Here is a 22,457-nt window from a genome sequence, read left to right as displayed (position 1 = left end):
CAATTATGAAATTCTTTAAGATATTTTTACTAGCCGGCCTTTTATCCGCCTGCACGCAGGACTTTAGTGAAACGAACACTAACGAAAACAGCCCCACCAATGTAACGCCTGATCTGCTGCTGAGCGGTGTGATCAGGAATATGATGAACCAGCAGGTGAATGCCGCCTGGGGTATCGGCAACATCGTTGCACAGCATCATGCGAAAATCCAGTTTGTGAACGAAGACCGTTACCTCTGGGGAGAGCAGAACAGCACCTGGGATGTGGTATATAACAACTACCGTAATCTGCAGAACATCTTTACTGCTGTAGGTACTGACTCTACTAATCCTTACCTGGGAGTTTCTCTGGTATTGAAGTCCTGGATGTTTGCCCAGGCAACAGATGCTTATGGTGATGTACCTTATTCACAGGCAGGAAGAGCGAAGCTGGAAGGTGTTTATCAGCCGGAGTATGACAAGCAGGAAGACATCTATGCAGGTATCCTGAAAGACCTGCGGACTGCGAATACTGTTTTAGCTAAAGCGACGCCTAATCTCGATGGAGATATCCTGTATGGTGGTGGTGCTATTGCTATCCTGAGATGGCGTAAGCTGGCGAATTCCCTGCGTCTGCGTTATCTGCTGCGTTTGTCAAAACAGAAGGATGTGAGTGCGGAGATGGCTGCTATTCTTGCGGATGCTACTACTTATCCTGTATTCACCGGTAATGAAGACAATGCGGAACTAAAATACCTGTCTGCCGCCCCTAACCAATGGCCGATGTATACTGCCCGTGTAGGTTCATTTGATGAGTTCAGGGTGAGTAAGACGCTGGTTGACCGTCTGACAACACTGGGTGATCCGCGATTGAAAGTGTTTGGTCGTCCGACACAGAAGTCTGTAGCTGATGGTACGCCGGTAATATCCGGTATTCCGAATGGCTTAAACGACGCTGATGCGTTGAAATATAATGGCGGTGTACAGGGCGTATCCAGGGTAGGTTATACTTTTGCCTGCCTGGTATGTAATGACATCGGTCAGGCCCCACCAGACCCCGCAGCTCCAAGAGCCTTACTCATGACTTATGCGGAATTGCAATTCACCCTGGCGGAAGCAAGGGAGCGTAACATGATCTCCACTGGCGATGCGGCTACTTATTATGCCAATGGGATCACTGCCAACTTTAACTATTGGAAGAACATCGTGCCATCTCAATATGGTATTGATGTAACGATGCCGGCAAATTACCTGACGCAGACTGCTGTTGCCTATACTGGTACTCAGGCAGAGAAGCTGGCTAAGATCGCATTACAGAAATGGATCGCTTATTACTTCAATGGATTGGAAGCCTGGTTTGACTGGAAACGTACCGGTATGCCGGAGATCGTGCCCGGACCGTCTAACCTGAATAACGGCAAGGTGCCGGTAAGATTTATTTACCCTCAGAAAGAGCAATCCTTGAACGGGACTAACCGTAATACAGCCGTTACCCGCCAGGGTGCGGATGACCTGAATACGCGCCCCTGGATAGCGAAGTGATTTCTTTTTGCATTGTCTGTAGCGCAGCATTACCCGATTAACAAGGTAATTGCTGCGCTGCTTGCATTTAAAAGCATGGAAGACCTGTTTAAATACGTTATTTTTGATTTATGTTCATTAAGAAGTTACAACTCAAAAATTTTAAAAGGTTTACCGATCTAACAATCCAGGATATACCTAAGGATACCAACCTGGTATTGCTTACAGGTAGTAATGGGAGTGGTAAGAGTAGTGTATTTGATGCGTTTGAATATTTGGCTGGACATAATGGCAAACACTCGGGCATTTCTCATGCAGAGTACAGTAAGAGTAAAGCTGATGATATCGGTTTAGAAGTTCTTATTGAAACTCATGAATACGGTGTCGAGGGGGTATCCAATAATAGTTTGATAAGATCCGGAAAGCTGGCCCAAAATAGCTTTTACGGGCGAACAAGTTTCCGACAAGTTCCTAGGCTTACAAAAAGAGGAATTGGCGAAGCCAGATTTAACATAGCAAATGATGACGACCGGCCGCGTAGTTTTATTGACAGGGATGAACGATTCGAAAATGATCTGGAACATATTTTCGCTAGGTTATTGAGAGATTTTTTTAATACAAATGAAGAACGGTCGGAGATTAAAGAGAAGATTATTAACCCTATAAATGAGGCACTTTTTCGGATTTTTAATAAAGAGAACGGAACACGGTTGACGCTTACCGCTATTATTCCGCCTTTTGAGGGAAAAGTAGCCGAAATCACTTTCAAAAAGGGGAATTCGGCTTTTCACTATAATTATTTAAGTGCCGGAGAAAAGGAGGTGTTCATTATACTCATCAACCTTATCGCCAGGGGGGAGTATTATCAAGATACCGTCTACTTTATGGATGAGATTGATCTCCATTTGAATACTACTTTACAGTATAATCTAATTAAAGAAATCGTGGAAAACTGGATACCTCCAAAGTGTCAGTTTTGGACAGCCAGTCATTCATTAGGGTTTATTGAATATGCTAATAAATCTTCAGAGGCTGTAATCATAGATCTGGACAATCTTGATTTTGATAAGCCTCAGGTGTTGGTGCCATTGTCTAAAGACAACCCTGATGTTTACGAAATTGCGGTGAGCAAAGATATGTTAGGGTCTCTTTTTCAACATATGCAGATTTTTTTTGTTGAGAATATGGACAGGGCGTACTATGCAACTGCGGGCATAGAAAATACGGTATTTGTTTCTGAAAATAATCGAAACGGAGTTTTTCATAAAGTAAGAACTACTGATTTTAAAGGTATTGTTGACAGAGACTTCCTAACTGATGAGGATATCCGCCTAATCAAAGAGAACTATCCCGGTCTGTTTATACTAGATTATTACAGCATTGAAAACTATTTATACCATCCTGATAATCTGCAAGAATATTATGCTGGTATAAAGGAAGACTTTTCTAAAGAAAATTATATAAGTGATCTAACTAAGGCCAAAAATGCCTGTAAGGATGGTATTATTCCTTCTTTAAGTTTAAAAAGAACTGAATATCCATATTTTGGAGAACCCACTTTTAATGGGAAATCTTTGCAAAATAGGTTTAAAAATAAAGGAGAGAATATGGAGCAGGCAGCTATTATAGCGGGTTGCTTGAATAGCGATGAATTTGATCGTTATTATAAGGTGCTTCCGATGAAAACTTACTGTACCAGCTTGCCTCAGCGTCAGAATGCATCAAAATCTGATCTGGCCAAAACGGCTTGGTTTAAGGCTCAGGTGAAAGCATTAATTAGTTAAAAGGAAGCAGCCTTGCCGGCATGATCCGACAAGGTTGCCATGATATAAGGCTTATTTCGCTACGTCGATTTTGACTTTTTTATTCTTGATCTTTTCTTTCTGGATGAGGGCGAGAGTGTGGGCGGCTTTGCTCTTTCTGATGCCTACGAAGGAGAAGAAGTCTTTAACTTCGATCAGGCCTACGTCTTCTTTCTTTAGCTGTCCTTTGTTGGTGAGGAAGCCGACGATGTCTACCTTGTTAACCTTGTCCTTTTTACCGGCGCCGATGAAGAAGGTGGTCCATTTGGGTTTTTCCGGTAGTTCGTAGTTGTCTGCGAGGGTGATTTTCGTCACCTCTTCTTCTACATAGGCAGGCATTTTTTCATCCGGGCCTATGATGAGGATAGCGGTACCGCTGGCGTCCATTCTTGCTGTACGGCCGTTACGGTGGGTGTATGTTTCTGCGGTATGTGGCAGGTGGTAATGGATGATGTATCTGATGTTCGGAATGTCGAGGCCACGGGCGGCGAGATCGGTTGTGACCAGTATATTCGAGGTCCCGTTCCTGAACTTACATAATGCCGCGTCCCTTTCCTGTTGTTCCATAGCCCCGTGGTAGAATACTGTTGTCAGGCCTTTTTCTTTCAGCAGGCCATTTGTACGTTCTACTGCTTCTCTATGGTTGCAGAATACGATCGTTGATCTGTTGCCGAGGTGGCAGATCAGCCTGAACAGAGTGTCTATCTTATCTTTATCCTCGCTTTCCACATATTGAATAGCCAGTGCTTCTGATTTTTCTTCGGTGAGGAAGTTCAGTTTTACCGGGGATTCTAAGCCAACGAAATCGGGGATCTCTACGGTTTCTGTGGCAGAGGTTAATATCCGTTTCTTCAGATTTGGGAGAGATTCAATGATGAATTCGATCTCTTCCTGGAAACCGAGTTCGAGCGATTTGTCGAATTCGTCCAGAACTAAGGTCTTGATACCTTCTGTTTTGATATTCTCTCTACGAATATGATCTCCCAGTCTTCCCGGCGTACCTACTATCAGCGCCGGTGCTTCCAGCAGATTGTTCTCTTCTGTTTCTCTTAGGTGTCCGCCATAACAGCAGGTTACTTTATAACCGGTGCTCATGGTTTTCCAGACTTTTTCAATCTGCATGGCCAGTTCGCGGGAAGGCGCGATGACCAGTGCCTGGGTACCAGGAGTATTTTTATCTAATAGCTCCAGTACAGGGAGGAGGAAACCGAGGGTTTTTCCTGAGCCGGTATTGGAGAGGAGGATTACGTTGTCAGCCTGTTGATTGGCTTCAATGCTCGCGAGCTGCATTTCATTGAGCGCGTCGATTTTGAAGGCGGAGAGTATGTTAGCGTACTTTTGCATTGGGGCAAAAGTACGTATTTCTTATTATAGGGGTTGGAGGGCGGTTTTTTCGGGGTCTGGTTCGGCGTCTTCCGGTGGGGTGCTTATGTCTGCAGGCGGGGTTTCCGCTCTTAAGAAGAAATCCACCAGGGGGAGGGCGAAAGTGAAGGCGAGAGCCATGTTGAACAACTGATACCGCAGGACTATTGGGGAGGCGAAGACGCTGAAGAAGAGGTTGGTTATCCAGAAGAGAAGGGTGATGAGGAGTGCGGAGCGGAATTGGGTGGTGGTAAAGAGGTACCATTTTTTTGTGAAGTAGAGGATGCTGCCGCCGAGGAAGAGGAGGGTGATGCAGACGATGAGGATGGGGTAGTAGTCGAAGAGATGGTTTGTTCTCTTCGCGACACGGGTACTCACATTGTTGTTTTTATATCCAAACCACTGTACCGCCTCTGATTTCACGGTGGTTAATCCCTGATTATAGATACTCAGGAACTCTGGCCAGGGCAAAAAGTACTGTTTTGCATTGGGGAGAAGATAGTGATTAAAGAATGCTCCCGGATGCTGGCTGATGAGATAAGTGCCATAATCCTTATACAAAGGGGCAACAGTGGCCATCCTCTTTGAACCCGTTGGGGTAACAATACGCGAATATCTTTGTAAGGGGGCTTTTTCCTCCCATAGATAGAAAGCATAATGGGTCTTAGGCTCTGCATCTTCATTTGCCGTAGCTTTTACGGAATCAAGATATTTGTTAACCTCTGCCTGGAGTGCAGCAAACTTCTCAGGAGCTTGTTTCCTGTTTTCTACATGTTCATAAGCCGTCAGTGCATTACTGGCCAGTTGCCATCCTCCAAAGGCAGAGAACTGCCGGGTACCGAATATCCGCTTATTTTCATTGGATGTGTACATGGCAAAGGTTACGAGGGTGAGGAAGATGGTGATGATTGTGAACACTTTACTTCCTTTTGGTATTGAAGTTTTTAGGATCACAATAATGCTGATAACAGGATAAAACAAGGCATTATACCTGACAGCAAAAGCAAACAGCAGGATGAATATATGGGCTGTCAGTAGCGTAGTGGAAGGTGTTTTAATTATCCTGAATAATTGTGATATCCAGATTAGGCTAAGGCTCGTAAAGAATATATCACTGGAGATATAGTTACTTATGAATATGAAAGCCGGATTGAGGAATAGGAAGATGAATATCCCGATTTTCACCCATTTGCTGCATTGGATGATGCTAAGAAAGGTGAAGAAGAAATACAGTGCCGCTACGATGTACATAAAGTATTGTACAAAAATCAGTAGCGTATCAGAATGATTGAAGAAACCAACGAAGCTAATAAGTTTGGAGTATCCTACAGGCCATAGATTGGCATTCATATTTCTGAGAGCACTCCTGATATAATTGTAGGAGTCTGGTAGGAAATTAGGGAATGGGTAGAGATACTTAAAGATAATAAACTGCACAAATGCTATAACGATAGCAGCATAAGCATAGATGCGGTCGGGGTTACTCTTTGATTGAACTTCGGGTTCCATAAGCTTGATTTATGAGGTAGGGCGTTCATTTTTAGCAAGAAACAGCGCAGTTAATGGCAATGCAAAAGAGAGTCCAAGAATCAGGTTAAATAGTTGATACCTGAGTACGATAGGAGATGCCAGTACGCTGAAGGCAAAATGAAATATCCAAAAGAGAATAGCTATTTTGAGTGCACGTGTGAATTGTGGTGATGCAAGCCGTTTCCAGCCAAAAGCAAAATATCCGATACATCCTAAGGTGAACAAAATAGCCGTGAGAACGATAAACAGGGGAAAGTAAAATGTAAAAAGTTTGATGCCTGTTATATCGTATCGTTTATCAATAGTCCTGGAATCGTATTGGAACCATTTCTGCGCTACTGTTCTTACGGTGTGTTTTCCTGAGTTATACTCCACAAAGTTCTCCGCTGGAGGAAAGAAGTACTGCCTCATGTTTTTTAAAACATAGCGTGAGGCAAATTGCCAGGGATATTGTTGTATCAGGAACAGTCCATATTGATTATATAATGGCCCAACTGCCGCCATTCTTTTTGCCTGTGTACGGCTATTTCTTATTTTGAATGAGTATGTCTGTAAAGGAGATCCGATATCCCATAGGAAAAATGCTGAGGTGGTAAAGTATCTTCTTTTGAGATAGGAACTTTGTTGATGGAGTGAATCCATGTAATGGTTCACCTCAGTATGGAGTGGTTTAAACTTGTCAGGAATCGGTACTTTTTTCCGATCTGTTACATATGAATATGCCAGTAGCGCATTGCTGGCCATTTGCCAACCTGCAAAGGAAGAGAATTGTTTAACCGTGTAGTCTTTGCCGGTTTCGTTTACGGTAAATATTACGAACCCGCTGATCAATACTACAATCATTGCGATGCCAGCCCATTTTTTCCATACTGGCATTGTACATAGCACAATAATTATAATGCTTATAAGAGGATAGAACATTGCCTGATACCTTACCGAGAAGGTCATCAATAATACGAGTGAATGGGTAAAAAGTAGTAATAGGCTCTGTGCACCATTATACAACCGGATGAGCTGAGCTATCCATAACAGGCTTAATCCTATAAAGAAAGAGTCACTGAGAATATTATTGCTGATCAACGGCATGGCCGGATTCAGGAATAAAATAATAAATAGCACGTATTTTATCCATTTGGCAAACGATACAAGTGGCAGGATGGTATAAAAAAAATATAATGCGCTTCCGACATAGAAAAAATACTGTACGAAAATCAGTGCTGTATCGGAATGAGTGAACAAACCGACAAAGCTGATCAGTTTAGCATATCCAATAGGCCATACGTTCACATTCAGTGATTGAGCGGCGCTGTCCAGGTAATTGTAGGAGTCCATGCAGAAGCTTGGCCATGGATACCAATATTTAAGAATGGCAAATTGTATAAGGGTTACAACAATGCAAATATATCCAAGGATATAATCGGGGTGTCTTCTAAAAGGGATTTTCAATGGCATAAACTGCTGCTTTAAGCAGACAGCAATGTAAGTATCGCGATAGCAATTTTATTTAGGAGATGTAGAATATGTTTTTAATGAATGTGTAAGACACCGTCTTTGTAGTAAGATTGGGCTCCTGTAGTTAGTTTGATCAATTCAAGGAATTCTCCTATTGGCTCTGATTTAATGATAGTACCAGTGAACCTTTTTCGGGCCATTTCCTTATTATCAATTGTTACCTGTATGCCATACCAGCGTGGCAATACTGTAGTGATATCAGACAAAAGAGCATGATCGAATTTATATCTTCCCTTGATCCAGAGCAGATCGTTTTCATTTAATGCTGTAACATCCGAACCTGCTGTTTCTATGTATGTAATAGCCTGACCTGGTTTAAGGATCGTCTTTTTAGCAGCAGACTCAAAAGAAACAGCGCCATCTACAAGCGAAACTTTTACTCTGCCGGAATCATAAGTGTTCACATTAAAGGTTGTACCCAATACCTGTACAGTGCCCCTTGGGGTATGAAGGATAAAAGGCCGGTTTTGATCTTTGGCAACCTGCAGGTAGGCTTCCCCGTCGATAGTGATCTCTCTGGTATTACCCGCAAAGTGGAAAGGGAACTTCAGAGTGGTGGCGCTGTTCAGAAAAACGAGAGTACCGTCGGATAATGTAATGTGATAGTCCATACCAGGAGGCACCCATAGACTATTTACCTGGCTTTGGGACGGGGCCTTTTCTTTTGTGGTGTATGTCAGGGAGTTGTTGGTATTGTTCAGCTGAGTGCCACCATTAACTGTAATACTGTCTTGTCTGGTGGAGAGATCTATTACTTCTCCATTAGACAATTGTAATTGAAGCGTTTTGTTGAACGCCAGTTTTGGGCTTGAGCTTGATTTATCGGAATGGTTTATGAAAAGGGGATATATGAAGAATATCAGCAGCGCTACAGTAGCTGCTGCCGAGACGGAGAAATAGGTAATCCATCTCCGCTTACGAATTTGTCTTCTTCGTTTCAGTTCATCCTCAATTAAAGCGAAAGCGGCTTCACTGTCTATTTGCTGTACGGCGGGCTGCTGTAACCAATTAGTGTATTCCAGTTGGATCTCATCTAATTCGGCTTGTAAGTCCGGATACTCTTTTAATGCATTTTGAAGGTGTTGCTCATCTGTTTCGCTAATAACCCCCATCACTTTTTCATTCATCAGTTGATGAATATGATCCCAGTCTAGTTCCATCGAGTGATTATTAATTCAAGTATAAGAGTATCTTGCTCCTGAAATGGGTGAGATAATTAATAAAAGATTATGACAATTTTTCGCGTATTGTTTTAATAGCAGAGGCGAGATGTGTTTTCACTGTATTGTCGCTGAGTCCCATTGCATGGGCTACTTGTTTTCTTTTTAGTCCCTGTAATACATAAAGTTGGAATGCTTTGCTCCTTTGTGCTGGCATATATTCTAATATATCGTTCACTTTCTTGTCTATTAAATCGTAAATGCTCGGTTCCTGTTTTTCTTCCAGGTGTACGGTTGGCTCGTCCTGGGCATTACGATATTCCTGTAAGGTCTTATGCAGGCTCTTCTGCCGTTTCAGAATCAGCATACAGTTATATCTTATAGATATAAACAGATAACCCTTCAGGTTGGTATGTATGTTCTTATATCGCTGTTTCTCGAAAAAATCGATAAAGAAATCCTGGACTACATCCTTGGCTTCTTCCACATTGCCTAGTAACCTGCTGGCTTCAAAAAGCAATTGTTTTTCAAAACGCATATACATCGTCTTGTAAGCCTTGGGATCCCCGGATTTCAGCTCTTTTAACAGCAGTTCTTCGTTCGCATCGGTGTGCATGCTGGCTGATAAATTCAGGTGTGAAATTCTAAAAGCACGTGTAAACTTAGCCCCCTTTAAGTTAATATCATAGCATTCCCTATTAAATTATTGTTGCCAGTCCTCAGATTAGACACTTTAATTTACACTGTTTCTTTGGTTTTTTTTCTTAATAATCAGTTAACATAGGCCCGAAAACCCACATTTTTCTGGGGGGTAGCGGATGGGTTAGTTTTTTTGATGAAATTTTTTTGATAAACGTCTTCACCCTTTTTTCAGTGAGGCTGCTCTTTAGGTTATAAAGGGTAACTATGTCTTTGCCTAAATCTATTACTAATATAAAATGTCAGGTGACTGTAACTGTATTTAACTAACCATTTTTAGTCTTGTCCTTATGCAACAAAAATTTACTCACTGCTATGCGAGGCATAGCTTAATGGTCTTGCTTTGGCTGTTGCTTCCTTGTATTTGTTTACATGCACAGAAGAGCGTGCAACCTGGCCGTAATGTGACGATTACGAACAGTCAAATTTCCCTAAGAGATGTGTTTAATGTTATTGAGAAGCAGACCGGAGTAACTCTGAGTTTCGGAGATTTGAATACTAGTCAATATGTTGGGGTTAAGTTTGTTTCTACACCAATTGAAGAGGCCCTGGCGGAAATGTTGCCGCCGCTTGGGTTGACGTATGAGTATGTGAAGGGGAATAAGGATAAGATATTTATAAGGTCGATTGTTGCGGAGAGAAGGAAGGACACGGTGATGGTGGTAAGTGTGAGTGGAGTGGTGATGGATGAAAAAGGAATGCCGCTGCCTGGAGCGAGTGTGAGGTTGAAGGGTACGATGTTTGGGACAGCGACGAAAGATAATGGATCATTTACGTTGGCACGTGTAGGTGAGCATGATGTTATACAAGTGAGTTATACTGGATTTGTAACGACCGAGATGCCTCTGGCAGGGAGGACGAATGTGAAAGTACAACTGAAGCCAGGAGATAATAGCCTCAATGAAACTATAGTGACGGCATATGGAACTTCAACAAGAAGAGCTTTAACTGGCGCAATAACAGTTGTAACAGGCGAACAGATTCAAACGTTGCCAAATAGAAGTTTTGATAAAAGTTTACAGGGGCTAGTGCCTGGGCTACTAGTGACTGCTGGAAATGGACAGCCGGGTAGTGCACCGAGTAATTTTTTGTTAAGAGGAATAGCAACTGGAGGAAAAATTGATGCTGGGGCAACAGTTAGAAATCCATTAATAGTTATGGATGGTATTCCCGTTTTCCAGGATCCTGCTAGACAAAGTAGTGCCTTATCGAGCAATTCATCGCCTGTGAGCGATCCTATTGCACAATTAAATCCTTCTGATATTGAATCTATTTCCATTTTGAAGGATGCTTCGGCCATTGCGCTCTATGGAGCTAAGGCTAGTAATGGGGTTATTTTAATAACCACTAAAAAAGGAAAGCTCGGTAAAACAATTTTTAATTTCCGCCATCAAACAGATGTTTCCTCACGCCTTAAACAAAGAGTCCCTTTACTTAACCAACAGGAATATCTTGAATTATTGTTTGAAGCTTACCGGAATTCTAATCCTGGCATAACAGACACAGATATTCTTGCGGATTTACAAATCACGCCTAGCCCCGCCACACCAAAATTCCCAACTTATAGAGATAAAGATGGTAATCTTAGTTTTTATCCTGCTCCTGATTGGGGAAAAGAATTATTTTCTAATAATGAAATTTCGATGGCCAATGAAATATCATTGTCGGGGGGAAATGACAAATCCAATTTTTATGTAAATCTCGAGTATACGAAACAAAATGGAGTAGTTAAAAATACAGGTTACGATCGTAAGTCTCTTCGTGTTAACTATGAAAATCGCCCTAGAGCTTGGCTAAAAATAGGGCTAAATGCAGCCTTGTCATATAATGTTCAGAATTATAACAATGGAGCATCTTTTGATGTGCTGCAGTCTTCTTCTCCTTTAAACCCGATCTATGATTCTTCGGGTAAGTTTGTTTACAATTATTCTTGGGGGCAAACTCTCTCGGGAGGTTTCTTGACAGCTAATCCTGCAGCTGAAGCAATACTGAATATTAACAGAAATACAGCCTATCGTGGGTTAAGTAGATTATATGGCGAAGCCAGTTTTCTGAATAATTTCAAATTGAACTCAAGCGTGGGGGTAGATTTTATGTTGAACGAATTAAAAGAGAAGATACATCCATCGCTGGCAGTTGATGGTAGTACTGATGCAGGGGGAAAGCTGAGAGAAGAGAATTATAGGACAGCCAATATTATAAACACAAATACTTTGCAGTATAACAAACAATTCACTAATGGTCTTAATGTTCAGTTCTTGATTGGGCAAGAGGCACAAATATTGACTGTTAAGAGTTCATATGTCGAGGTAAGAGGGTTTTCAACGAACCCATTGCTTGATCAGGCGCAAGGAGGCATATTGTTTGGCGCGGCAAGCAGTGATGGAAGACAAACATTATTATCATATTTCGGTCAACTAAATACTGGATTCAGAAACAAGTATTTTTTAACAAGCTCAATTAGAACAGATGGGTCTTCACGATTTGGCAGAAATGAGCGGTTTGGTAGCTATTGGTCAATAGGAGGAAGCTGGATTGCATCGGAAGAAATTTTCTTCAAGCGAACAAAAGGATGGTTAGATAACTTTAAAATAAGGGGGAGTTTTGGACCAGCAGGGAATTCAGCCGCAATAGCTGATAATTTGCGATACGATTACCTTTCTATGCAGCAATTTCTGAATGAGAGTGCGGTTTTTCCGCGTACGAGTGGTAGACCTAGTAATCCGGGGATTAAATGGGAAGAGACTTTTACCTGGAATGCCGGATTAGATCTTCAGATGTTTAAACAGCGTGTTGGTGTGACTGTAGATGTTTATAATAGAAAGACTAAGAATCTGATTGCTAGTAACATCCCTTTAGGACTTGCTACAGGTTTTAGCACTATTACCGCTAACATCGGAGATATGAAAAACTCGGGGATTGAATTATCACTAATGGCTTCCATTATCGAGTTGAAGAACTTTAAGTGGGGTGTTAGCGCCAATTGGAGCAGAAATAGCAATAAGCTCGTAAAATCTTTTTTCTCTACTGTGATGTCTGCAGGGGGAGGATTGGTTGTGAATCAAGTTGACCATGAATACAATTCATTTTATTTGCCAATTTGGGCAGGGGTAAATCCAGCAAATGGGAGACCAATGTGGATAGACTCTTTAGGAAAAAATACGGAGGATTATTATGCAGCAAAGCAAAAATATGTAGGTAAGCCCCAACCGGATGGATTTGGTTCAATTACTAACACATTTTCATGGAAAGGCATTGAACTAGCGGCAATGTTGTACTACCAATATGGATCGAAAATTTACTATAATGGCTCATTTTTACAGAATGATGGCCAAAATCCATATATCAACCAAAGTAAATCTGCGCTGAATCGCTGGCAAAAACCTGGTGATATAACGCTTAATCCTAGAAGATTGTTAAACGGAGTGGCTGGAGCAGAGTACGATTACGGCACGGCTCCTTCAACGCGTTTTTTGTTCAATGGAGATTTTATCCGTTTAGCTAATATTTCTCTAACATATAATTTAAATAAGGGAATGCTGCAACATTTGCATTTGGATGGAGCAAAAGTGTTTATTCAAGCGCATAATCTTGCTTTATGGACAAGATATTCGGGTGATGACCCCGAGAATGTAAATGTATTTGGTAATGGAAATTTCTTGTATCCACAGCAACGTTCTTATAGCATTGGGCTAAATGCAACTTTTTAATTAAGCTTTTGTATTAAATTATATAATTCAATTCAATGAAGCACCATAAATATTTAGTTATACTGGTTATTTTATGCACAAACATCGCTGCATGTAGTTCAGATTTTCTGGATGTAGTTGATAAAAGTGTATTGACGAGGCAGGCGTATGTCAGAGATCTCGGTAGTATGAAAGAGTTTTTGAATGGAACATATGAATTATTCAATCAGTACTCTGTGCAAGGAATCGGTAACGCATATCCAGAACTAATTGCAGATAATTTAAAGCCTTTGGCGTTACCTCCTCAAAGTCTGTTTCTTCATTATACTTGGGCTCAGCAAAAGGGAGACAGACCCGACCTAAGTGAAAGCACCGGTTCGGTGAATATGAATGGCTCTTGGCGGTCTAGTTATTTTATAATAAGGGCATGCAATTTTATAATTGAGGATATTGAGAAATATCGGAAAGAAAATCCAGATGTCGCTGATAATATTAAAGGGCAGGCCTACGCTTTAAGAGCATTGTTGTATTTTAAGTTGGTTAATATATTTGCTCAAACCTATAAGTTTACGCCAAATGCAAGCCATATGGGCGTCCCGTATATTACAACTTCAGATGTTACGCAACATTATACAAGACAATCTGTGGCGGAGGTTTATAATAGTATAATTGCGGATTTAAATATGGCAGTTCAGTTATTGCCCGAGATGTCATCAATAGATATAAGATATATTAACAACTATGCCGCTAGGGCCTTACTGGCAAGAGTTTATTTATTTAGTGGCAAATATGCTCAAACGAGAGAATTGTCGGAAAAATTATGCGAACAGGTGCCGCTTTTAACCATTGCTAACGGATATCCAGATGGTTTATTTTATCACAAGAATTTTGTTGAAACAGAGGTTCTATTTCAAGCTACACCAGGAGATCTCTATAATAGTAATTTCTTAGGTAGATACTTGAGGGGAACATTTTCATATTACCTGGCGACAGAAGATATTGCATCAATCCTTATGAAGGATTCTAATGATGTACGGTCGAAATGGGTGACATATTCTGATGGTACGTTTAAGGTAACTAAATTTCCAGTAAATGTCGCTGGGATGCGTACTGTTCCGGAAGCTGATTATTATCATCCAATTATACGGTCATCAGAAGTTTATTTGATGGCTGCAGAATCGTGCGCCCTATTGGGCGATGAAAATAAAGCTCGAGACTATTTAAATGCGGTGAGAAAAAGAGCTGACCCTGAGATATCTTCATTAACTATTGGTGGAAATGAATTAATTAATGCGATTTGGGAGGAGCGTAGAAAAGAGCTTTCTTTTGAGGGAATGCGCATGTATGATTTGCAGCGATGGCAGCAACCAGTTGTCAGAAAGGACGTTTTAAATAATGATTGGAATAAATTGCCTTATCCAAGTGACAAAGCTATATCCCCTATTCCATTGCAAGACGTAATGCTTGAGAATCTGCCACAGAATATAGGTTATTAGGCATATACCCTATTAACCTATCATAACTATTGATTACGAGTATTGCTACGTGGATGCCTGCCTGATTGCTTGATTATCATTTTTTTGGCGGCCTGAAAGTATGATTTATATAATATTCAGCAATGTAAATTGCTATATATGAATAAATTCGGAGCGCATAGGTTTATAGGATAGGAGTGTGGTCGTTAAAAGTAAGGATATATGATAGGTTATCTTAGCTCAAGGAGAAATGAATATCCAATTCCGTTATAAAAAAGTAAGATTAATTCAGAAATTTTGAAAAATAGAAAAGTGATGAGAATAAAAATTGTAACGACGCTAGTTTTTTTTTTGAGTGTATATCATGGATTTGCTCAAAAGAAAACGAATTATTCTAAAGGTAGGGCCGTGCTGCAGGGGATGGTTCCTCCCGATTATATAAAAGAAACGATTGATTTGGCAACTGTCCCTATGGAAGTGGTGTCATATACCAGTGATAAGTATGATACCATTGTCAAACGTGTCATCAATAAAAGAATAAAATGTGTGTTGTCTTTAGATAGGCCAAAATATATTAAAGGAGATTTTTTCGCAAATGGGTCTAAGATTGGTTATCATATAGAGTCTGGCGATAGCATTGTAGTGAATTACAAAGGAGATGAACCTATTTTCTCAGGGAGGGGGGCTGCTAAATGGGAATTACTTTATAAGTTAGCCTTACTTAAAGACAGCATGGAACTTACGGATTCCTTTAAAGCATTGTCTGGAAGGTTTAAACCCCTGAAAAATCTAAATGATTATTTTGCATGGAATACTTACTTGAACGATAAATTAAGGAAAACGACGGAGTTGATTGATAACTATAGAAGTCGAATGTCGGATTTTGCTTACAATGCAATAAAAGAAAGAGCTTTATATGAGATAGAAGAAAAGAGGATGGTGCGCTTCTCCTATTTAAGTCGTGGTTCCGTGAAATCAGATTCATCTGATTCCTTAATAGTTAATCAGTACGGATTGACTAATCGCGATCTTTGCGTAATTTTTGACTCAACAATGAATGGCGCTGGGGCGCAATGGCTTCAATACGAGTCTTCCTTTGTGGGAGATCCATATTATCTATATGCAATTCTAAAGTTTTATGCTTTGAGGGAGAGAAACCGATTTTTTAAAGATAGAAGGTCAGATACTTCAATTTTAGGTAAAGAAGAGGTAGATGGATATGTCGTTAGATACAATTTGGCAAAACGAAGATACAAAGGCCTTATTAGAGAGAAAGTTCTGGCATTTTTTTTCAATCATGAACATGGGTTGCTGCATGAATTGGGCTTTTATCCTGAGATAGAGGAAATCCTAGCAGACTATTACAAGCAGCCGGGCTTTGAAAACCATAAAAAAGAAGTTCGTAAATATGAGGTAGAGGAACGGGAAAGACAAATGGGAAAGAGAGACGTCGGTTTTAAGCTGGTAGACATGTATGGAAATATATTTAGCAAGGAAGATTTGAAAGGCAAAGTGGTAATTATGGATTTCTGGTTTACCGGTTGTAAAGGTTGCATACAAATGGTTCCCGCTCTGTCAAAAGTGGAAGAGGCCTTTAAAACAGATTCTGACGTTGTGTTTTTGAATGTGTGTGTAGATGAAAGTAAGGATCGATGGCTTCAAAGTGTGGGTCAGAAAAAATATACTACCGGGAATGGTATTAATTTATACACAAACGGGGAAGGGAATGAGCATAGCATGATAAAGAATTTTGGAATTGCGGCATATCCATCCATCCTTCTTATGGATGGATATGGCCATTTGGTGCGCGGACGATCAAAAATAGATCCTAGAATAGATAATGGGAGGTTGTTAGTAAATCTGATAAAGGAGCAGTTGCTGCTTATAAAGGATGGACCTTATGTTTGGGAAGGGGATAGCACAATAAGAATAAGTCGAATAAATGGGATATCATTGATGAACGAGACAATAAATAAAAAACAAGCTGTATCGTTTAATGTCCCTTCAGATACAGGAGGAAACTCATTTACAGTTAAGTTAAAAGAACAAGCTCATGGGACGCCGTGTCAATTTGGCGATGCCGAGAAGATACTCGCTATCTCTGATATAGAGGGAAATTTAAAAGCGCTTAGGGATCTGCTGCGTTCAAATGGTGTAATAGATGAAAATTATGACTGGACTTTCGGAAAGGGACATTTGGTTCTTTTAGGTGATGTGTTTGATAGAGGTAGCCAGGTGACAGAATGTTTATGGCTGATTTACTCATTGGAGCAAAAAGCAAAAGAGAAAGGAGGATTTGTACATTTTATACTAGGCAATCATGAAATAATGAATCTTCAAGGAGATAACAGGTATGTCCATGAAAAGTATAAAAGAAATGCGGCTATACTGAATAGCTCAACCAGTGAGCTATATTCCAATGATGCAGTATTAGGTAAATGGCTGAGGACGAAAAATATAATCGAAAAAATTGGAAACTTATTATTTGCCCATGGAGGAGTATCTCCAGGAATCAACAAATTGAAATTATCCCTAGAACAGATAAACAGGATCGCCAGAGAGTATTATGACAGAAATGGCGATGCACTCACAGATGAATATGCAAATGTTGTAATGAGTTCTTCTCAATCTCCTTTTTGGTATAGGGGATACTATACGGGGCAAAAGAATACTGGATATATTGATAGTACGTTAAAAATTTATTCAGTTTCCCATATCATTACAGGACATACTATTGTGAGTGATACAGTTAGCATGCATCATGCTAACAAAGTTATAAATACAGATACGCGTCATGCAGATGGCAAATCAGAGGCGTTATTGGTTGAATATGGAGAATTTTACCGAGTTAATACCCAAGGAAAGAAAACTTCGCTTGAAGTTAATAGTACTCTCAAAAAGGAGGAGAAGTACGTTTTTTTAAAATAGTAATTGAATAAAAAAAGGTGCTTGCATTTTGCAAGCACCTTTTTTTATTCAATTACTATTTTAATGGGGATGCTATTTTTATGCAACAGCCAGCACACTACTTTGGTTCCCATTCGCAGGGCCTCCAGTTTGGGAAGTGTTACCTACTGTTTGATAGAAGAGGCTGCCGATTTGCACTCTACTTTCATCAATTTGAGCCCCAGCAGCTGTAGTAGCTGTTCCGCTTACTGTGCAAGAGTTTACGCCACCGCCAGATACGATTACGCATGATATAACATCTTCATTAACAGAATCACCATTACTAAAAGCTCTCAATGTTCCATTGTTAACTCTCTTGTTATTTGATTTATCAGGCATAACGGCTGCCGTTACGGCAGATGCAGCCATTAAAACTAAACCTAATAATGATAGGTTTTTAACAGATACCCTTTTCATAGAAATTTTTTTTGATAGTTATTAAATTAAAATTTTAATTCAATGGCCATTAAATTCTTATTATAAAATTAACTTCTAGAAATGCATTTTTCTTGCATTGGCATGATTCTACAATAAAGAATCTTTATTTTTACTTATGTCAATTGCTTAGAATTTCTATCTCTGGATGGGTGAATGATGACTCTTTTAACATAATTATTATATCTTAGCCATTAAAATCTGTTTTGGATTTACTTGGTTGAACGTGCTTCACTGCTGGACCTTAGAGGCTACTCAATCCTGTAGTATTTGTGGGTGGAGTATTTATAGATATTAGTTAACCATTTTCAAATATTGATGGACTCGATGTAACGTGACTCTGTTTTCCTGTTACAATTGAACCGAACACGGTTTTTTTTTGATAAACAATTAATACGCATCTTTTTTAAATTGAGCTTTAGCTGGTTGAAGATTTTTGTTTTGTCCAATAGCATATAATTGCAAAATGGTCTGTTTTTTAGCGAATGTTCTCTGATAGCATAATTATATTACAATTTCTAACATACTGTTTTGATCTCCAACAACGTCTGCGGTTATTGACGTGTTGCCTATTGTTTGATAATAAAAAGTACCTATTTTAACTAGACTTTCGAATCCACCAATTGGTGTTGTATTGGTTATGCTTACTGTACATGAGTTTACACCTCCCCCTGTTACAAATATACAGGTAAGCTCCTCTTCGTTGTCGCTAGGTCGCAATGTCCCATTGTTAGCTCTTTTGTTGTTTGATTTATCAGGAATGATAGACGTGGTCGCAGCCGAAGCAACTAGGAGGACTAAACCTAATATTGATAGATTTGTGAAATAGTTTTTTTTCATTGTACATATATTTAACGTAAAAAATAGCTAATGAGGTTTATTTTTTATTGTACTAATCAATTTCTTATTAAGACATGGAATTATGTCTTATTATTAGTCCATCGGGTACGAAATATAAATATTGAAAGGGCTAAAAAAGAAAAGTTTGTATAAGGATAGAGTGATTTCCAGGATTTTTTGTTTTCAGGCAAGTATATTTTTAGAAGGGGCTGCTTATACTATATCCAATACACTGCTTTGATTCCTATTACCAGGACCTCCAGCGTCTGATGTATTGTCTACTGTTTGATAATGTAGACAATACATCAGGATTCTACTTTCATCCATTACTACACAAGCGCCGGTTATAATTGTTAGATTTTTTGCGCAAGGATGTGGACCACCACCTGACACAATTAAACATGAATAATACGTCGGCATTATCACTATCACCGGTATTAAATGCTCTTAATGTTCCATTATTAACTCTTTATGGTGAATTTTCTGGAATAACAACTTCGGTAACAATGGGCGTAACTGTAAGAAGGGCGTTAACAACGATATTTTTTTATATGAATTCATTTTTAAAAGTATTTAGTGAAACAGTTGTTAGACTTCAATACGAATATATTAGCTAGGAATGCATTTTTCTTGCACCGTTTAATTTTTGAGTTAATGGAGTGTATACAAAAGATTGCTAAGTAGTCAAAATAACTTGAATTGAGATACAGCTAGTTTTACTGGAGGTTATAGAAACTCAGTGCAAAAAAAATGCATCCGCTAAAACTAATTTGTAGGTGCTTTATCAAGGCTTGGAGTTTGATGCGGAAAGCCAATGCCCAAAGAGAAATAATAAAAATGATAAAATGAGAAATCTGGCAAAGTTTATTATTATATGTTCAGTGTTCATTAGTTGTCACAAGAAAGAAAGTGTTGTGAGGGCAGATTATAGATACATAGCACCTGTTTATGGAGATATTCGGTTAAACCCGACTGAGGATACGTTGTGCTTTATTTTGGCTGAGCATACCTATAAGCGAATTGAGTCATTGAATTTATTTAAAAACAGGGATAGCACTTATATGTCTTTTTATGATCGTGGTTCCAAATCCATTAGTATGTATAATTTTTATTCCGGTAGATTGATCAAAAGAGTGCCCTTATATACATGGATTAGAAGTAGCAAACTTGATAAGGTAAGTGTATTTGTTAAGAATTTTGATAGTATATATATCACAACGATGACTACATTATTTTTAGTAGATAGTACCGGGAAAGTAAAAAGGGGAATAAAATATTCGGAGGATTTAGGTAGAAGACCATATACTACTACCACATCTCCAATGCTTTTCAGAGGTAATATGGTTTATATAGCCGTTAAACCAGCGATTAATGACAAATCTCTTGATGCTCAAAGGAGATGGAGGACTTTGTACGAGTTCGATATGAATAACCAAACAAAGACTCCTTACTATTCTCTTCCTGATATTTATCAAAATGGCTTATTAGGTTATGCTTTTGTAGATTATGGCTATTGCATGAATAATAGAGGGAATTTCGTTTTTAGCTTTGCCGCCGATCCTAATATTTATGAAACTGATTTAGCCAATTATCACGTGGCATATTTTGGGAGAAGTAAATTTCAAAAAGGAGAAATTGAGACAGTTTCAAAAGAACAGCTTCAAAAGGAGGACGGTTACAAGGTATATTCTTTACGTGATTCTTATGGCGAAATATTGTTTGATCCTTATAGAAAAAGATACTTGAGATTGGCAAAGCAGAAAATGAGTGAGGCTGATTTCCAATCAAAATCTGGTAGAAAGAAGAGAAGTATAATAGTATTTGATGAAACCTTCAAGATAATTGGTGAATCTGGTATCAATGATGATTTTTCATTTAATTTCTTGCTTTTTTTGGACGACGGTGCTATTTATACGATGGCAAAATCTAGGGATGGACATGAGTTGCGCTTTGTAAGATTGCTTTACACCGATGATAAAAGCGCTAAAATGACGTTAACCCAATACCAGAGGGAAAATAAATGAAAAATTATTCTAAAAAATCGTCGCTTATTTTTGTGATTGCATTGTCAGTCATCGCCTTCTCTTGTGATAAGCCCGATGTTAGTAAAAGGAGCGTCGAGATGATAGTCGCAAAGGAAAGCGGCGACTCAATATTTAAAAATCTACTAAAAGTCGTAGATAATGTAGTTGTTGATGATAAACTTAATGATTCTCTCGCATTTCTGATATTGCCTGTCCAGGCAAGTTGTCCAAGTTGTCGGAAGAAGACTATTGACAGTATTATTAAGCACAAGGACAACATTAAGGATCGACATTTTATTATTATTAATGCCAACGGTGGGAGACAATTTATTGAGGGATATTTCAAAGAGCAGAATAGCAAGTTGCCAACAATTGAGAACAAATTATTTTTGGATAGCTCTAATTTGTCGTATCGATTGAATTTATGCCAAGATAAACCAACGATTTATTATACATATAATCGTAATGCATATAAAAGGGTAAGAGCAATACCCGTGACAGTAAGAGATGATTTAAGAGAGTTTTTTTCAGGATCAAGAAATTAGAATGTATGCCAGAAAAAATAGAAATTTCCCTGCAGATACCGCATGCAGACCCTAATAAGCAAGATCGGTTTTTTTCTCTACGATTAAAGCGAGAGCTGATAAATGAAAGGAGTGTGTTTAAAGGAGGAGGTGGCATGTTTGTAATATCTGATGTCGGAGGGGATTTTCAGAAATTTTGTAAGATTCTATATCGTGGTAAAATCATAGATAAACAACTTAATTGGGTTTTTAAAGAAGGGCATGTCATTATACTAGGAAATTGTTTAGAGGATAACGAAGACGTGCTAGAATGCCTTTGGCTTATTTATTCACTTGAGGAAAAGGCGGAGAAGATGAATGGGCATCTACATTTCATTTTGGGTGATAAAGAAATAAAGAATTTAAATGGTCAATGGCGATTCAGGCATCCCCAATATGCAAAGGCAGAAAAAGTTGGGCGCAATGCTTCGACTGTCCTGTATGATGGTAGCAATGAATTATGGCGTTGGTTGAAAACAAAAAATCTAATCGAGAAAATTGGACATACATTGTTTGTACACGGAGGCCTTTCTATGAGGGTACTTTACGGTGCTAGAACTATCGAAGAGATTAATAGTTTGGCTAAAACCCTTGGCAACCCTAAGAGTCTATTTAAATCTCCTACTATAGGAGATATTTTTCCGGGCAATGGTAATATTGAGGGCGAAGGAGTAAGGAGTGATGAGGATCAAGTTAATAAGATATTAAAGCGTTTTAAGGTAAAACGGATAGTGAGTGGCTATCAGGCTGCGGAAAAGATAGAACTCTTCTATGCCGGTAAGCTTATAAATGTTCATACTGGACATATGGAAGAACATTCTGATGGCCTGTTAATTAAAGGACGCCATTTTTTTAGAATTAAAAGTAATGGAAAGCCAGAAGAGATGCCATAATTGGCCTACGAGGCGATGAAAATTAAAT

15 protein-coding genes are annotated in these 22,457 nt (G+C 39.2%); 8 read left to right on the top strand and 7 right to left on the bottom strand.

Translation table 11 applies throughout. From position 1 onward, the window contains the following. Positions 1–5 precede the first annotated feature (5 nt). Entirely contained in the window at positions 6–1,520 is a 1,515-nt protein-coding gene (locus tag BLR32_RS20010) for a SusD/RagB family nutrient-binding outer membrane lipoprotein (protein ID WP_089834612.1), read from the top strand. 110 nt (positions 1,521–1,630) lie between these two features. Then, positions 1,631–3,283, top strand: coding sequence for an AAA family ATPase (locus BLR32_RS20005; RefSeq protein ID WP_089834611.1), 1,653 nt, complete (start codon positions 1,631–1,633; stop codon positions 3,281–3,283). A 51-nt stretch (positions 3,284–3,334) separates the two neighbouring features. On the opposite strand, the gene BLR32_RS20000 is transcribed toward BLR32_RS20005, so the two are convergent. From BLR32_RS20000 to BLR32_RS19980, 5 genes are all read right to left on the bottom strand, one after another. Next, a complete protein-coding gene (locus BLR32_RS20000; protein WP_089834610.1) occupies positions 3,335–4,645 on the bottom strand; it encodes a DEAD/DEAH box helicase in 1,311 nt (436 codons plus the stop codon). A gap of 24 nt (positions 4,646–4,669) precedes the next feature. Continuing rightward, on the bottom strand, positions 4,670–6,172 hold the full coding sequence (locus tag BLR32_RS19995; RefSeq protein WP_089834609.1) for a hypothetical protein: 1,503 nt from the start codon (positions 6,170–6,172) through the stop codon (positions 4,670–4,672). Between the two features lie 9 nt (positions 6,173–6,181). Further along, the gene (locus BLR32_RS19990; protein WP_143011528.1) at positions 6,182–7,645 is read right to left on the bottom strand and encodes a hypothetical protein; all 1,464 of its coding nucleotides are present in this window, start codon (positions 7,643–7,645) and stop codon (positions 6,182–6,184) included. 74 nt (positions 7,646–7,719) lie between these two features. Next, positions 7,720–8,865, bottom strand: coding sequence for a FecR family protein (locus tag BLR32_RS19985; RefSeq protein ID WP_089834607.1), 1,146 nt, complete (start codon positions 8,863–8,865; stop codon positions 7,720–7,722). A gap of 67 nt (positions 8,866–8,932) precedes the next feature. Continuing rightward, positions 8,933–9,481 carry an RNA polymerase sigma factor gene (locus tag BLR32_RS19980; RefSeq protein ID WP_089834606.1) on the bottom strand — a complete coding sequence of 183 codons (549 nt, stop codon included), beginning with the start codon at positions 9,479–9,481 and terminating at the stop codon, positions 8,933–8,935. Positions 9,482–9,854: 373 nt separating this feature from the next. Between BLR32_RS19980 and BLR32_RS19975 the strand changes: the two genes are divergently transcribed. The 3 genes from BLR32_RS19975 (at position 9,855) to BLR32_RS19965 (ending at position 17,656) form a co-directional block, all read left to right on the top strand. Next, the gene (locus BLR32_RS19975; RefSeq protein ID WP_089834605.1) at positions 9,855–13,274 is read left to right on the top strand and encodes a SusC/RagA family TonB-linked outer membrane protein; all 3,420 of its coding nucleotides are present in this window, start codon (positions 9,855–9,857) and stop codon (positions 13,272–13,274) included. Positions 13,275–13,309: 35 nt separating this feature from the next. Beyond that, positions 13,310–14,749: a RagB/SusD family nutrient uptake outer membrane protein gene (locus BLR32_RS19970; RefSeq protein ID WP_089834604.1), complete on the top strand. Its 1,440-nt coding sequence runs from the start codon at positions 13,310–13,312 to the stop codon at positions 14,747–14,749. A gap of 276 nt (positions 14,750–15,025) precedes the next feature. Next, positions 15,026–17,656: a metallophosphoesterase gene (locus BLR32_RS19965; protein ID WP_143011527.1), complete on the top strand. Its 2,631-nt coding sequence runs from the start codon at positions 15,026–15,028 to the stop codon at positions 17,654–17,656. A 78-nt stretch (positions 17,657–17,734) separates the two neighbouring features. On the opposite strand, the gene BLR32_RS19960 is transcribed toward BLR32_RS19965, so the two are convergent. Together BLR32_RS19960 and BLR32_RS19955 are read right to left on the bottom strand one after the other, a co-directional pair. Further along, positions 17,735–18,091, bottom strand: coding sequence for a hypothetical protein (locus BLR32_RS19960; protein WP_089834602.1), 357 nt, complete (start codon positions 18,089–18,091; stop codon positions 17,735–17,737). 522 nt (positions 18,092–18,613) lie between these two features. Further along, positions 18,614–18,949 carry a hypothetical protein gene (locus BLR32_RS19955; protein WP_089834601.1) on the bottom strand — a complete coding sequence of 112 codons (336 nt, stop codon included), beginning with the start codon at positions 18,947–18,949 and terminating at the stop codon, positions 18,614–18,616. 776 nt (positions 18,950–19,725) lie between these two features. Between BLR32_RS19955 and BLR32_RS19950 the strand changes: the two genes are divergently transcribed. From BLR32_RS19950 to BLR32_RS19940, 3 genes are read left to right on the top strand one after another with little or no spacing between them, the layout of a single operon-like run. Next, a complete protein-coding gene (locus tag BLR32_RS19950) occupies positions 19,726–20,973 on the top strand; it encodes a DUF4221 family protein (RefSeq protein WP_143011526.1) in 1,248 nt (415 codons plus the stop codon). Next, entirely contained in the window at positions 20,970–21,518 is a 549-nt protein-coding gene (locus tag BLR32_RS19945) for a hypothetical protein (protein WP_089834599.1), read from the top strand. The genes BLR32_RS19950 and BLR32_RS19945 overlap by 4 nt, the downstream gene beginning before the upstream one ends. 5 nt (positions 21,519–21,523) lie before the next feature. Continuing rightward, positions 21,524–22,429, top strand: a complete 906-nt coding sequence (locus BLR32_RS19940; RefSeq protein WP_089834598.1) for a metallophosphoesterase — start codon at positions 21,524–21,526, stop codon at positions 22,427–22,429. The last annotated feature ends 28 nt before the right edge of the window (positions 22,430–22,457 follow it).

The organism is Chitinophaga filiformis (genome assembly GCF_900102545.1).
Taxonomy (GTDB): domain Bacteria; phylum Bacteroidota; class Bacteroidia; order Chitinophagales; family Chitinophagaceae; genus Chitinophaga; species Chitinophaga filiformis.
The sequence above is the reverse complement of the archived record's forward strand: the minus strand, read 5'-3'. Positions and strand labels throughout refer to the sequence as shown.